Source organism: Colwellia sp. Bg11-12, assembly GCF_014076955.1.
In the GTDB taxonomy this organism is placed as follows: Bacteria; Pseudomonadota; Gammaproteobacteria; order Enterobacterales; family Alteromonadaceae; genus Colwellia_A.
This window is the reverse complement of the sequence record NZ_JACGUZ010000085.1, coordinates 1-13,371: the sequence shown is the minus strand read 5'-3', so window position 1 is coordinate 13,371 and position 13,371 is coordinate 1. Positions and strand designations below refer to the sequence as shown.

General features: G+C 37.0%; 13 protein-coding genes. 5 read left to right on the top strand and 8 right to left on the bottom strand.

Annotation, left to right across the window (positions count from 1 at the left end):
• The first annotated feature begins 53 nt into the window (after positions 1-53).
• Complete coding sequence (locus H4J39_RS17830) at positions 54-545, top strand: LuxR C-terminal-related transcriptional regulator (RefSeq protein WP_182229687.1); 492 nt, start codon at positions 54-56, stop codon at positions 543-545.
• Positions 546-567: 22 nt separating this feature from the next.
• Here the strand turns inward: H4J39_RS17830 and H4J39_RS17825 are convergent, their stop codons facing one another.
• The 4 genes from H4J39_RS17825 to H4J39_RS17810 all read right to left on the bottom strand — a co-directional run bounded on the left by H4J39_RS17825 (position 568) and on the right by H4J39_RS17810 (position 4,319).
• On the bottom strand, positions 568-1,026 hold the full coding sequence (locus H4J39_RS17825; RefSeq protein ID WP_182229686.1) for an Lrp/AsnC family transcriptional regulator: 459 nt from the start codon (positions 1,024-1,026) through the stop codon (positions 568-570).
• Between the two features lie 83 nt (positions 1,027-1,109).
• Positions 1,110-1,979, bottom strand: a complete 870-nt coding sequence (locus H4J39_RS17820; protein WP_182229685.1) for an amidohydrolase — start codon at positions 1,977-1,979, stop codon at positions 1,110-1,112.
• A 55-nt stretch (positions 1,980-2,034) separates the two neighbouring features.
• On the bottom strand, positions 2,035-2,772 hold the full coding sequence (locus H4J39_RS17815; RefSeq protein WP_182229684.1) for an SDR family NAD(P)-dependent oxidoreductase: 738 nt from the start codon (positions 2,770-2,772) through the stop codon (positions 2,035-2,037).
• Positions 2,773-2,807: 35 nt separating this feature from the next.
• A complete protein-coding gene (locus H4J39_RS17810) occupies positions 2,808-4,319 on the bottom strand; it encodes a dipeptidase (RefSeq protein ID WP_182229683.1) in 1,512 nt (503 codons plus the stop codon).
• 273 nt (positions 4,320-4,592) lie between these two features.
• Between H4J39_RS17810 and H4J39_RS17805 the strand changes: the two genes are divergently transcribed.
• Entirely contained in the window at positions 4,593-5,075 is a 483-nt protein-coding gene (locus H4J39_RS17805; protein ID WP_182229682.1) for a GNAT family N-acetyltransferase, read from the top strand.
• Between the two features lie 52 nt (positions 5,076-5,127).
• Here H4J39_RS17805 and H4J39_RS17800 read toward each other — a convergent pair whose 3' ends face one another.
• Positions 5,128-5,301: a DUF3545 family protein gene (locus H4J39_RS17800; protein WP_182229681.1), complete on the bottom strand. Its 174-nt coding sequence runs from the start codon at positions 5,299-5,301 to the stop codon at positions 5,128-5,130.
• A 172-nt stretch (positions 5,302-5,473) separates the two neighbouring features.
• On the opposite strand from H4J39_RS17800, the gene H4J39_RS17795 reads away from it, so the two are divergent.
• Positions 5,474-5,722: a hypothetical protein gene (locus H4J39_RS17795; protein ID WP_182229680.1), complete on the top strand. Its 249-nt coding sequence runs from the start codon at positions 5,474-5,476 to the stop codon at positions 5,720-5,722.
• A gap of 135 nt (positions 5,723-5,857) precedes the next feature.
• Here H4J39_RS17795 and H4J39_RS17790 read toward each other — a convergent pair whose 3' ends face one another.
• The gene (locus tag H4J39_RS17790; protein WP_182229679.1) at positions 5,858-7,615 is read right to left on the bottom strand and encodes a DUF885 family protein; all 1,758 of its coding nucleotides are present in this window, start codon (positions 7,613-7,615) and stop codon (positions 5,858-5,860) included.
• Positions 7,616-7,687: 72 nt separating this feature from the next.
• On the opposite strand from H4J39_RS17790, the gene H4J39_RS17785 reads away from it, so the two are divergent.
• The gene (locus tag H4J39_RS17785) at positions 7,688-8,050 is read left to right on the top strand and encodes a DUF1294 domain-containing protein (RefSeq protein WP_259368882.1); all 363 of its coding nucleotides are present in this window, start codon (positions 7,688-7,690) and stop codon (positions 8,048-8,050) included.
• A 99-nt stretch (positions 8,051-8,149) separates the two neighbouring features.
• On the opposite strand, the gene H4J39_RS17780 is transcribed toward H4J39_RS17785, so the two are convergent.
• Both H4J39_RS17780 and H4J39_RS17775 read right to left on the bottom strand, forming a co-directional pair.
• The gene (locus H4J39_RS17780; RefSeq protein WP_182229678.1) at positions 8,150-10,183 is read right to left on the bottom strand and encodes a glycoside hydrolase family 97 protein; all 2,034 of its coding nucleotides are present in this window, start codon (positions 10,181-10,183) and stop codon (positions 8,150-8,152) included.
• A 107-nt stretch (positions 10,184-10,290) separates the two neighbouring features.
• Positions 10,291-11,190, bottom strand: coding sequence for a prenyltransferase (locus tag H4J39_RS17775; RefSeq protein WP_182229677.1), 900 nt, complete (start codon positions 11,188-11,190; stop codon positions 10,291-10,293).
• A gap of 386 nt (positions 11,191-11,576) precedes the next feature.
• On the opposite strand from H4J39_RS17775, the gene H4J39_RS17770 reads away from it, so the two are divergent.
• On the top strand, positions 11,577-13,052 hold the full coding sequence (locus H4J39_RS17770) for a carbon starvation protein A (protein ID WP_182229676.1): 1,476 nt from the start codon (positions 11,577-11,579) through the stop codon (positions 13,050-13,052).
• The last annotated feature ends 319 nt before the right edge of the window (positions 13,053-13,371 follow it).

Genomic DNA, 13,371 nt, shown 5'->3' with positions numbered 1-13,371 from the left:
GATTTTTTAGTTTGTTGTTTTTAAACAGTTTAATGAGTAGGTCTTAAGGTGTTATGAAAGATAGAATTATTGCTTCAGTGTTATTGATTATCATGGTGTTAAATTTCTTTGATGTTCTTACTGATATCTCTTTAGGGGTACCTATGTGGCATGTTTTTGAAGAAAGCATGATTGTTTTAATCTCAGGCATTGCGGGTGTTTTTTTAATTCTAGAGATAAAAAAGCGGACCCATAATGAACGTTTATTAAAAAATAAATTAAACGCCAGTACAGATGAACTCAACAATATTACCGAAGAAATGACCCTCGCACGTCGACAATATAGCCAAGTTATTCATGACCAATTTGAATTATGGCAATTAACCCAAAGTGAACAAAATGTCGCTATGCTCTTGTTAAAAGGGCTTAGCTTTAAGGAAATAAGTGCGGTGCGAGAAACGAAAGAAAAAACCGTTAGGCAACAAGCTTCTACGATTTATAATAAATCGGGGGTAGAAGGTCGGCACGATTTTGCGGCTTGGTTTTTAGAAGATTTTATTACTTGAGGAAAACAATATCTAAGCTACGTTACATATAGTCAACCGGTAGTGCGGTAGTATATTTAATTTCTTCCATGGCAAAACTTGAACTAATATCAGCAAAGTTTGCTTGGCCTATCAGTTTCTTATAAAAAGCATCATAGGCTTTCATGTCTGAAACCACGACACGCAGTAAGTAATCAACCTCGCCACTCATTCGATAAAATTCAATAATTTCTGGAAACTCTTTTGAGTTGATACTGAAATCATCAAGCCAGTCAGGGTTATGTTGGTTAGTTTTTATCATTACAAAAACCGTTAAGCCAACATTTAACTTCTCAGGATCAGCCAAAGCAACACGACCTTTTATAATGCCGTTTTTTTCCATAGTTTGAATACGTCGCCAACAAGGGGTTGTTGAAAGGCCCACTTGAGCCGCAACCTCACTGATGGGCTGTGTACAATCATTTTGTAATATTTTAAGAATTTTTCTGTCGAAGTTATCCATTAATTGACCCATTAAAATACAATGTAATGGAATACTATTTTATCTGAGGTGTTGTGGGTAGTTTTTTTTTCTTAGTTTAATCTTTACGTTGAAAAATTATAAAATTTTTGCGCATTTTTATAACATAACAATTCAAGATCGTTTACTGATAGTTGCTTGTTTTGTTGATGAGCGAGCCAGTTTTCTTGATAACTCTCTTTAAATAAACATAAAGGGAAATTACTCGCTAGCATGGTTTTATTTATGCCAAAACTTGCTATGCATTGTTTGATAATCTGTTGTTGCCATAACAACGAGTATTGCCGATTAGCCATTTCAAAACCTGAACATTTAAGGTTGATATTGTCATAGTGACCAAGTGCTTGAACGCTTTGTTGCCAATTTATCCATGCGTTACTACGTGTGTCTTCAGGTGGCCAACCCGCGTGATTAATGACTAATTTTAACGTCGGAAGTTCATTGACTACTTTTATTAATTGAGCGGTGGCCTTTACATTAGATAAAGGCATTTGGCATTCAAAAATCATTTCTTGCTTGGCTAACTGCGCTAAGTTTTTTTTAACTTGAGGATTTGATAAGTACTCGAAGGCATTTTCATCGAGAATATCGCGCACGCCAACAACAGATTTGTAGCCGTTAAGCTTTTTTAGTGCTTGTTGAAATTCATTTGTTGGTAAAAGTAAATTAATACCAGCAATCGATTTAAAGGGCAGGGAACAAGTACTTTCTAACCAAGCAATTTCGCGCCAAGGCTGCTGATTATCAAAGCCGGCTTCAATATGTACAAAGCCAGCAATTTCAAAAGGAGCAGACAAATGTAGCTCTTTTTCCGTCACGTTTTTTTCGATAATTTTTTTATCGGGCCAAAACGGGGGATTATCAGCTTTTAACCACTGGTAGTCGCCTTGCGCAAGGTTAAATAAATGCAGGTGTGGATCGATTATTTTTATCATGTATTTTTATTCTAAATGTTTAAAACTAACATTGAAACTAAAGCCATCAATACTGTTACTGTGCGGTATAACCGCCATCAATCACTTGTAAACTGCCTGTAATGAATTTAGCTTTATCAGACGCTAAAAAATAAACAAGTTCAGCGACTTCTTCGGGTTGCCCTAATCGGCCTAAAGGCTGTAAAGCCGCTTCTTCAGCATGGATCTCTGCTTTGTTTGCACCCGAGCGATCACAATAATTATCAATGGCTTGATGATACAAAGGTGTTTCAATAGTGCCAGGACATACAGCATTAGCACGAATATTAAAAAGAGCATAATCAAGCGCGGTAGTTTTTGCTATTGAAGCAAGCGCCACTTTACTGATGTTATAAGCGAACGAGTTTTGCTTGGCAATTAACGCTTGGTCTGAAGCCATTAATATAATAGCGCCATTTTTATTGGCTTTCATATTCGGTAATACCGCTTTTACTGCTGCATAAGCACCTTTGACATTAATATTAAGTACTTTATCTAGATCAGCCTCAGAGGTGTTCTCAATATTACCTGAAAAGTGAATACCTGCATTAGAGACCAAAACATCAATAGTCGCTGTTTTAGCGATATCATTAATAATATCGCTAACTTGTTCAACATTACTTATATCACACAAAATATCAGTAGAACCAAGCGCAGTAAGGTTACTGGGTTGTAAGTCTAGATTAAACACTTGATAGCCATGGTCAGTAAATAATTTTACGATGCTTAGGCCAATTCCCGAACTACCACCGGTAACTATACATGTTTTTTTCATACGTATTCCTATTCCTTACTGGCTTATCTCATGTGTTATTGCGCTTTGGCAGCAGCCATTTCAACTAAAGCCGCTGTATACATTTTTAAATTTAAAACAAACTGTTTCATGGTAATAAATTCATGCTCCGAATGTCCGGTATAATTGGCATTGGGCATTGATGGACCAAAGCTTACGGCATTGGGAAATAAGCGTGAATTTGTTCCACCACCAATAGCGATAGGCTTAGCATCTTTTATTCCGGTAAAGTGTGAAAATACAGCCAGTAATGTTTCAATATGTGGTGCATCTTTTTGAACAAAAGGGTCGCCAATATAATGCTCTAATTCGGTAATGTCAGCCATATTCGTCAGCTTCCATGTCGCGATAACATGATTAATTTCTTCTGTTAGCTGTTGCGCTGATTTACCCCGCGGACGACGAATATTAATATTCAATTCAATGTTGTTTTTAAGTTGTTTAATAACCGTCGGAGAAACCGTCATAGGCCCCATAAAATGATCACTATAGGCAATGTTGCCAAACTTTTTCCCTTCTAACCCTAAACCAATATTGTCATTAATAAAGTTCACTAATGTACCTGCACCGTTACTTGGCCAGCGTGTTTGTGACAATAAATCAGCTAAGAATGGAATAGCATTCACGCCTTCTTGTGGCTTAGATGAGTGAGCTGATTTTCCTAGTGCGGTAATAGTTAATTGGTTCTCTTTGAGTAAGAAATCAAAACTAACACCTTGATAGTTTCTTGCTTTGTCCATCATTTGCTGCAGTAAAGTCATATCTGCATTTGCAATAACCGCTTTAGCATCTTCAGGTATTTGACTACCAAAAAAACCACCACTAAATTCACTGATATAAGCGTCAAAACCTGTGTAATTATTTTTATTAAAAGCTATTTTTATGGTTCCGTAGCCTTTTTCTGCGGTGACCACAGGATATTCTGCATCAATGGTAATATTGGTTTGTGGCAGTGTATGCGTTTTAATATACTCTTGAAGCGGTCCCCAGTCTGATTCTTCTGCCATATAAACATATAATTCGATACGTTTATTTAGTTTTATATTTTTGTCTTTAATCGCTTTCATGGCATAGAGCGCTGTTGATATTGGGCCTTTGTCATCTTCTGTACCACGGGCGATAAGTTTGCCGGGCTCTGAAGTGGTATCAAGTTCAAACGGCGATTTCTGCCATTTTTTAGGATTTACTGGTTGTACGTCGCCGTGAGTGATTATTCCTAGGCGCTCTTTACTTTCGCCTAGACCAATAACAACGACATAACCATCGTCGGTATAATCAAATCCTAAATCTTCAGCTTGTTTTTTAAGCTCTGCTTTGAAAGCAATATGCTCAGGGTTGTTATTTGCTGAAACGCCATCAACAGCTAATGTATTGTATTTTACTAACTCAGTTAAGCTAGCGACCATTGATGCTTGATAGGTTTGAACGGCGTATTCAGCTGTTTGCTTTGCAGTTGGGCTGATATCAGCTGAAAATACTGGCAAAGTGATAAAAGTGAATAATGCGAGAGAAGCTATTTTATTGAACACGGACTTTCCTTTTGTTTTAATTGAGATAATTAATTTTTTATTGTAGCGATAAAGAGTTCTTCAAAACAGTGACAATTTTAAAAGAGTACCTGTGCCGTTTCTTTATTGGGTTAATTGTACCGTTTAAAGGGTTTAGTTACCTTGTTAGAACGCATTTTTTTTATTGGTTCAATATTCATTTTTACTTTTTGTTCTAATGTATAGGTCGTGAGAAAATATCTTTGTACTGGTATGCTGTACAGCAAAAATTAATTAAAAAAACGAGGAAGTAAAATGTCTGAAATAATTATACGTGAAGCGACTCTAAATGATGCAGAACTTTTGTTCACTTTTATTAAAGAACTCGCTATTTATGAGAAAGCAGAGCATGAAGTGTATGCGACTGTCGATACTATAAAAGACACTATGTTTTGTAAAAACACACAAGTACACGGTTTAATTTGTGAGCTTGATGGTGTTGCTATTGGATCTGCCATTTACTTTTATAACTATTCAACGTGGTTAGCAAAATCAGGTTTATACCTTGAAGATTTGTATGTAACGCCAGAGCATCGAGGTAAAGGTGCGGGCTTGAAATTATTAAAAACGATGGCAAAAACTGCTATCGATAATGATTGTGCACGTTTTGAATGGAGCTGTTTAGATTGGAATAAGCCCTCACGTGACTTTTATGAAGCCATTGGTGCTGTCTCACAAGATGAATGGGTCGGTTATCGTATGACAGGCAAAACCTTATTTGATTTTGCACAGACATAGAAAAAATAGAGTTGGCGCTGGACTAAGTGAAACTTACTCCAGCGCTTTGTGATTAAGAACAGTAGTTTTGTAAGTCATGAAGTTCCTGGTGTAACCGTTTTCTGTCTTTGTACGTTTCTATTTCACGCCATTTTCTTTTACGTGAGCGTGACTCTTTTTTGTCGATAAGTAAACTGTCGAAAAGGTTAAAAATTTCATCATATTCATCAAAGCTATTATGTTCCATGAGTATCCCTTATTGAGCTTTATTTAGTTAACGTGAAGCACTTTACAAGTAGAATATGACTTTTTTTTTACTGAATTATGACGATTAAAATACTTTTAGTTTTATTGATGTTGAGCAAAAAAATAAAGCTTGGCTATACTTATTTTTATAGAGTATTTTTATAGAGTTAGCGATGAAAAAAAGTAGTGACATAGAAATAATATCTCAAGCAGAGTTAGACAATCTATTACGTATTAATGAATTTATAGACCAAGTCGATGAGAATTCGTTGGTTAGTGAGCTTAAACTCGCCATATTAGACTCTGGAAAATTAGAATTAACGCAGTGGAAAAGTTTACGCGATCATATTCGAGAAATAGAAGAACTTATTCCTCATATTGATTTAATTATTAAACTTAAAAAAGAGCGACCACCTCGCTGATTTTATTCGCTTAACGTTATTTGATATGAAATATTTTAGCGATTGAAAAATTTGCCGATTATTGTGAAATAATCGGCACTTTAAATTATATGTTCAGTGATTACATCGATGATTGATGACGGCTATGGGTCATTACTACAACTGTTGATTAACCCAGTTAACGGTTAACTCTTCTAATAAAGCCATAGGTAAACTACCATTTTTAAGCATTTGGTCATGAAAAGTTCTAATATTGAATTTTTCAGCCAACTTTTTTTCTGCCATCGCACGTAACTGACGGATTTTGATTTCACCCACTTTATAAGACAGCGCTTGTGCTGGCCAGCTTATGTAACGGTCAATTTGCGCGGTAACATCTGCCATACTCAATGCTGTGTTTTGGGCTAAGTAGTCAATGGCTTGCTGGCGAGACCAACCTTTAGCATGCATACCGGTGTCTACAACTAAGCGACACGCGCGCCAAGCCTCATACGTCAAACGACCACAGTTGCTATAAGGGTCTTGATAAAAGCCCATTTCTTTGCCTAAACGTTCTGAATATAGCCCCCAACCTTCACCAAATGCGGCGTGGTAAAGTGTTTTTCTAAACTCAGGCATATCAACTTCTTGAGCAATAGCACTTTGCATATGATGGCCAGGTTCAGCTTCATGAAAGGTTAAGGCTTCTAGGGTATATAAAGGCTGACTTTTTAGGTCTTTAGTATCGATAAAATAAGTGCCTGAGGTAGTACCACTCCCATCTGATGCGACATAATAAGCTCCACCATTAGGAGATGCTTTTATATCGAAGGTTGAGCGGGGCAATACTGAAAACCATTTCGGTAATTGTGCGGCCATTTTACGCGTAATATAACTCGCTTTTTCAATTAAGTCGCGTGGCTCATCGGTATAAAATTGTGGGTCAGTGCGCAGGAATTTGATAAAGTCTGTAAAGCCACCTTTAAAATTAACCTCTTTAATAATCACCTCCATTTCTTGACGAATACGTGCTACTTCATTCAAGCCTAATTGGTGAATTTCTTCAGCTGACATCGATGTGGTGGTGTAAAATTCAATAAGATATTTATAATACTCTTCCCCACCTTTTAATGGACTTATACCAACATTTTGACGACAGTTAGCCATGTATTTTTTGGTAAAAAAATCATAAAACTTTTGATATTCAGGAATCACTTTTTGAGTGATCAGTTCCGCTGCTTTACTCTGATAATTTGCTTTGTCATTTGTTGATATTTTGTTTGGCATATGCAGTAATGGCTGATAGAAAAGACTCTTATTTACGTCCTCAACAATGTGTTTACTGATACTTTTATCAAAATCTTTGAAACTCTCACAGTAATGAGTATGGCCTTGAGCAATCGCGTCGGTTAGATTGTCGATATGCTCTTGGTTGTAACGAGGGAAGTCAGCAAGGCTGATTAAATAGTTGTCGTAATCGTTTGCCGTTAAAAATGACATGTTTGCTGGCGCACCCGCAAAATAACTGTGAAAGCCTGAGTAGATATTCATTGGATAAAATTGGTCTAGTTGCTGATAACTTTTGGCTTCTGTTTGACGTTCATATTTAAATAAACGGTAAGTCACTTGTTCTTTAGCGGAAAGCTTAGACAGCTCAATTTTATCGAGTCTGCTTAGCAAAGACTGATTAAAGTTCTCACGTCTTTGCTCTGACTGCTTTGAAAACGATGGAAGTTTACCATTCATGCGAAAAGCGTCAGGGTCTTTACGGAAAAATACCTGCTCTTTGTTGGCATTTTGCCAATGATCGTTTAACAGTTGTTCAAACTTCTGTGATGAGGAGACTTGGGTTTTATCAGCATGAGCTAAAAAACTAGCGCTCGCCGTAACTGATGAAATGAATAAAAGGGCGAGCGTAAATTTATTTCTTATCATTATTTTTATCTTTTGTTTGATTGGGAAAGCGAGGTTAATATAGCAACTACTGTTCCCCTTACAAAGTATATTATGCTTGCTATGAATATGTTTTCAAAAAGTATCGTCGCTTTATTTTTAGTTGTGCTAGGTATGCTCTTTATTAAGCAAAAAATTGCGCTATGGATCCCAGTGAGTTATTGCTTTTTAAGTTTTATAACTTTTTTACTTTATGGTATCGATAAAAGAAATGCGATAAAAAGCCGATGGCGCATATCAGAAAAAACATTACAAATATTTGCTTTATTGGGCGGGTGGCCAGGAGCGTTATTCGCTCAGCAAGCTTTTCGACATAAAACTCAAAAACGACCTTTTATTTTTGTGCTATGGCTGGCTATTTTGACTAATACTGGGATCTTTGGTTATTTTATATATTCGACTATTCTCAGTGTTTGAGTTAAAAAAGGGGAAAATAAAGTGAGACCCCATCTACCCCTTTTAACCTATTCAATGTTAGGTGACTTCATTCAGCCTTAAACACTCAAACACTTAAAGTTATAAAGCTTTAAAACGAATAGCAGCACCACCGCTGGTGGCGAGCGGTAACACTAATTCATCATTAGCCGTGACTTGTTTATTTTCAATGATCATTTCATATGGGTTATTAATCCATTCTGCGTTTTTACCGTCGCGATAAATTTGTGCTTGATAACGTTTATTCTTATCAAGAAAGTCTAATTTCAACGTTAATGTACGCGCTTTTTCATCAGTTAATGCGCCAACAAACCAATCGTCACCGCCTCTTTCTTGGCGGGCGAAGACAACATAGTCACCTACTTCACCAGCAATGGCTTTACTTTCTTGCCAGTTCGTAGGAACGTCTTTAATAAATTGAAATGCCGCTAAATTTGCTTGATAGTTTTTAGGTAAGTCAGCTGCCATTTGAATAGGGCTATAAAGCACCACATATAATGCCAATTGTTTTGCTAATGTGGTTTGTGGACGATTACTTTTATCACCCAAACCATTAAAACTCATATCAAAAATACCCGGGGTAAAATCCATTGGTCCTGCCAACATACGAGTGAAAGGTAAAATAGTAGTGTGCTCAGGTGGATTAGGTGGAGTGCCCCAGGCATTAAACTCTTGACCGCGTGCGCCTTCTCTTGAAATCCAATTAGGGTAGGTTCTGCGTAAACCGGTATCTTTAATTGGTTCATGGGTGTTAATACTAATTTTATGTTTGGCTGCCTCTGTTACGCTATGCAGGTACTCACTTACCATAAACTGACTGTCGTGCCATTCTTTGCGAATAATCCCTTTTTCATCAATACGTTTAATATCGCCACCGTCAGCAACATAGCCTGTTTTTACTTGCCTGACGCCATGCTTTTCATAAAGGGCATAAGCATCACTCATTTGATTACGGTAATTGGTCACATTACCTGAAGTTTCATGATGGCCAATTAACCTAACACCTTTTTTCTTGCCATATGCAGAGACTGCTGCGATATCAAAATCATCGTAAGCTTTACTGAAATTAAATACATCGCCATTAAAAAACCAGTCGCCATCCCAGCCTACGTTCCAACCTTCAACCAATACACCTGCAAAACCATGTTCGGCGGCAAAGTCAATGTAACGCATGGTTTCACTTGTCGTCGCGCCGTGTTTTTCACCGCTTCCCCAAGTGTTAGCATTAATGTGCATTCCCCACCAGATCCCGACATATTTAGCCGGTTCAACCCAAGAGACATCACCCAATTTATTGGGTTCGTTAAGGTTTAATATTAAATCAGAATTAAGTAAGCCAACCGCATCTTTACTTATTTGAATAGTGCGCCATGGGCTTTTAAAGTCAGTTTTTGTTTTTACTAATATGCCATCAGACCAAGGTGTTAAATCTGCTTTGAGTACGCCTGGTCGTTTTTGATTAAGGGTCATCGCAGCATAATCTACTAATGCGGCTTCATGAATACTGATATGAGTGTTTGAGTCTAGTTTAAAGGTAAAAGGGGTATGGGCTCGGTCAACTGATGCTACGTCAGTGGTGTTATAAATATATTCATAACGGTTCCAGCCTCTTGCGGGTATCCACCATGCGGTGGATTTTTTCGGGTTGTTAAGGGTGAACTCGGTGAATTCGTTAATAATTTCTACTTGATCTAAACCGTTTTGTTTGGGGACTTCGTAACGAAAACCAACACCATCATTAAATAGACGAAAACGTACGTTAAATGTCTTAGCGCCATTATTATTGTTTGTAGCAAAAGTCACTAATAATTCATGGTGATGGTCGGTAACATCTTTACGTTCACCCCAAGGGAGTTGCCATATTTCGTTAGCTGATTTTTCTTGGTGTGCAGAAATGGTGAATCCGTCACTAAATGCAATTGTATTTTTAAACGCTAAACCCAAACGAGATGGCTTGATAATGCTTTCACCAATAAAATTAATCGCGTAGTTTGGGTTTTTATCATCGTTAACACTGAGTACAATTTTTCCATCGGGTGAACTTACTTTCAGCGTTTGTGCGAATAACGTTGGGGATGAAAGCAGTACAATAAGGCTGAGCATTATTTTTTTCATGAGCGGTTCCTAATGTAATTTATTACATCAAGCATAAAGCGCATTGGATAAAATTACAGCTAAGCTACATACGTATTCATCAGTTTATATATAATTAATTATTTGTTTTAGTTAATAAAAACCGTAATTGCAATGGTTAGAGGTGTTAATAAAGTGCAAGCAGCATTAAAGGCAAGATATTTGGGGTGTTGACCAATACTGGCGCCAAATTTTATAGCGCCATATAAAGCAATATAAGCCAACGTTTGTGGAATAAGGGCAAGCGCACTCAGTGCAGGTAAGATGTTTTGACTGATATAAAAAAGAATCAATAAAGTTGAGCACAGGGTAAATAACGCAAAAATGCTATTACTGACCTTTATACCAAAGGCAATTGGAAAATGGTTGCGACCAATTGATTTATCAGCATCAATATCAGGGTATTGATTTAACAATAATAAGTTATTAATAAGAAAAAAGGGGATCACACCAATTACCCAAGGTGTTGACGAAGAATGTCCTGATAAAACAAGTTGCGTACCCGCCACCATCAGTAAACCAAAACTAAGACCTGGGACAACTAAACAGATAAACGGCCGTTTATTGATCCATCTAGTGTAACTTACAACAATGACTAAACCGATCACCCCTATTGGTATTAAAGGGATAATGGCTAAACCACGCAGGTATATGAAATAAAAGCCAATAAGAAGTGTCAAAAGGGTAGAGACAATTGCGGCAGTTTTTACCCATGGCAGTAATTCAGGCTGTCGGCACAACAAACCGCTACCACCGCTAAAGGGAGTACGTATTGTTTTTAGGTCTAAACCACTTTGGTAATCTTGATATTCATTAAGCGTATTAACGCCAATATGTGCAAAAATGCCACCCAACATAACAATGGCCAATAAACAAAAATCAATAGCACCTTGCTCTTTATAACTGATGCTAGCACCAAGAAATACACAAATAGGGGCTAATACCAAAAAAGGTATACGAAATGATGGAATGATGGCAGAGAGTTTCATGCGTACTTATCTTTTTTCTATTTATTAAAGATTAACGTAAAAGCGTTTTTATTCAAAGAAATTAGTATATTAAAGGTGAACTGTAATCTCATGTTTATGTAAAGTGAGTACGATTTGATATCGTTGAAGAGAAATTTTCAGCTAAAAGTATAACTCGGGCGGAGAGAATATATGGTTAAACGATAGGAAATTAATCGCTTATAAGTGAGCACGCACAAGTCAGTTAGCCTTAATTACCTATCGTTAGATGACTAAGTGTTCTTTAATAAAAATTATCCTTTAATACTTAATTTATATAGGCAATACTGAGCGTAAGTACGACTGCACAAATACCTGCCAAGTACCCTTTATTGAATCTATTTACTAGGACGGAGTAATAAAAACTTATGATTATCTTCTTTATCTGCATCACACTATTAATATTGGGCTATAAGTTTTATAGCCCTTTTATTGAAAAACAAGCTGGTATCGACCACAACGTTAAAACACCTCAGGTACGTTTTGAAGAGGGTGTTGATTATGTTCCTATTCATCCGGTTAAAGCCTTTCTTATTCAGTTTTTAAATATTGCGGGTGTAGGTCCTATTTTTGGTCCAATTCTAGGTGCCCTCTATGGTCCGGTGGCACTTATTTGGATTGTATTAGGTAATATTTTAGGCGGTGCTGTACACGATTATTTCTCTGGTGTAATGAGTATTAAAGAAGATGGTAAAAGTTTACCTGAAATAGCGGGGCATTATTACAACGTTTATTTTAAAGGGGTCATGCTAATATTTACCACAATGCTGCTATTTTTTGTTGGCGTTGTCTTTATTATGAGCCCTGCTGGTTTATTAAGTAATTTAAGTTACTTTGAAGGCACTTTTTTAGCGGGTAACACCTTTTGGGTACTAGTTATTTTAGGTTATTATTTATTAGCGACATTATTACCTATTGATAAAATAATAACTAAGCTCTACCCATTGTTTGGTTTACTTATGATAGTAATGACGTCGCTTATCGCCATATCATTACTTATCAATGCCCCGCATTTACCTGTTGCGGGCGATTTTTTGGGCTATTTTAATGCAGATCATTACAGCCATGATTTCTTAGAGCCTAATGCTGACGGACTTCCTGTATGGCCATTATTATTTATCACCATTACGTGTGGTGCAATTAGTGGTTTTCATTCAACACAAGCGCCAATTATTGCGCGTTGTTTAACCAATGAAAAATATGTGCGCCCGGTTTATTATGGCGCGATGATGTGCGAAGGTATTGTCGGTTGTGTATGGGCGTTGGCTGGTATAGCGGCATTCCCTGAAGGCTACTCAGAACTAAAATCATTACTTGATCAAGGTGGCCCTGGTTTAGTGGTTAACCATATTGCAAACAGTTATCTTGGCGCACTCGGTGGAATTATGGCTATTATTGCCGTTGCAATATTCCCTATTACCTCAGGTGACACTGCTTTTCGTTCATTACGCTTAACGTTAGTCGATGCGTTTAATATTCCTCAAAGCTTACGTAATCGCTTATTGTTAGCTGTACCTATTCTTATTATTGCTTATTTCATGACAAAATTAGATTTTTCAATAATTTGGCGCTATTTTGCTTTTTCAAATATGCTGCTTTCTACCAGTGTATTATGGCTGGCAACTAAGTATTTATTTGATCGTGGTACTTTCCACTGGATAGTGAGTTTGCCTGCCGTTATCGGCACCAGTGTTAGCGTATCTTATATTATGACCGCAGGAATAGGACTAAACTTACCTATGGAACATGGCAAGTTAATTGGAGCGATAACGGGTGCTATATTGCTTATACTCTTAATTGTGGCACATAAGAAACATGGTCAGGTGGCTTCTGTATCACCTTAGCGTTTTGGTAGTTGAGGTGGGACACTAAATAAAAAAGCAGTGCTAATAAGCACTGCTTTTTTTGATAAGTATAACGAGCAACTTGAGTTACAAGTTATCGCGGTTCATCTCAAATTTCATGGTAAAAAAGCCCCTACATATGAATATGAGGAGCTTTTTAAGGAGTATTTAAAACTGAATGATTTTAAGCTCTAGGTTGACAACCCTGAACAAGCAGCGCAACACTGGCCGCTGATTTTATACTTTCATAGTATGAGCTGGCATCCGTTCCTGTGCTTTTATTAATCACTAATCCTGACATCGCCGCAATTTGTTCAAG

Bases quoted from the DNA above. Each gene is read 5' to 3' on its own strand.
- H4J39_RS17830 (WP_182229687.1), top strand. From the start codon at position 54: ATGAAAGATAGAATTATTGCTTCAGTGTTATTGATTATCATGGTGTTA.
- H4J39_RS17825 (WP_182229686.1), bottom strand. From the start codon at position 1,026: ATGGATAACTTCGACAGAAAAATTCTTAAAATATTACAAAATGATTGT.
- H4J39_RS17820 (WP_182229685.1), bottom strand. From the start codon at position 1,979: ATGATAAAAATAATCGATCCACACCTGCATTTATTTAACCTTGCGCAA.
- H4J39_RS17815 (WP_182229684.1), bottom strand. From the start codon at position 2,772: ATGAAAAAAACATGTATAGTTACCGGTGGTAGTTCGGGAATTGGCCTA.
- H4J39_RS17805 (WP_182229682.1), top strand. From the start codon at position 4,593: ATGTCTGAAATAATTATACGTGAAGCGACTCTAAATGATGCAGAACTT.
- H4J39_RS17800 (WP_182229681.1), bottom strand. From the start codon at position 5,301: ATGGAACATAATAGCTTTGATGAATATGATGAAATTTTTAACCTTTTC.
- H4J39_RS17795 (WP_182229680.1), top strand. From the start codon at position 5,474: ATGAAAAAAAGTAGTGACATAGAAATAATATCTCAAGCAGAGTTAGAC.
- H4J39_RS17790 (WP_182229679.1), bottom strand. From the start codon at position 7,615: ATGATAAGAAATAAATTTACGCTCGCCCTTTTATTCATTTCATCAGTT.
- H4J39_RS17785 (WP_259368882.1), top strand. From the start codon at position 7,688: ATGCTTGCTATGAATATGTTTTCAAAAAGTATCGTCGCTTTATTTTTA.
- H4J39_RS17780 (WP_182229678.1), bottom strand. From the start codon at position 10,183: ATGAAAAAAATAATGCTCAGCCTTATTGTACTGCTTTCATCCCCAACG.
- H4J39_RS17775 (WP_182229677.1), bottom strand. From the start codon at position 11,190: ATGAAACTCTCTGCCATCATTCCATCATTTCGTATACCTTTTTTGGTA.
- H4J39_RS17770 (WP_182229676.1), top strand. From the start codon at position 11,577: ATGATTATCTTCTTTATCTGCATCACACTATTAATATTGGGCTATAAG.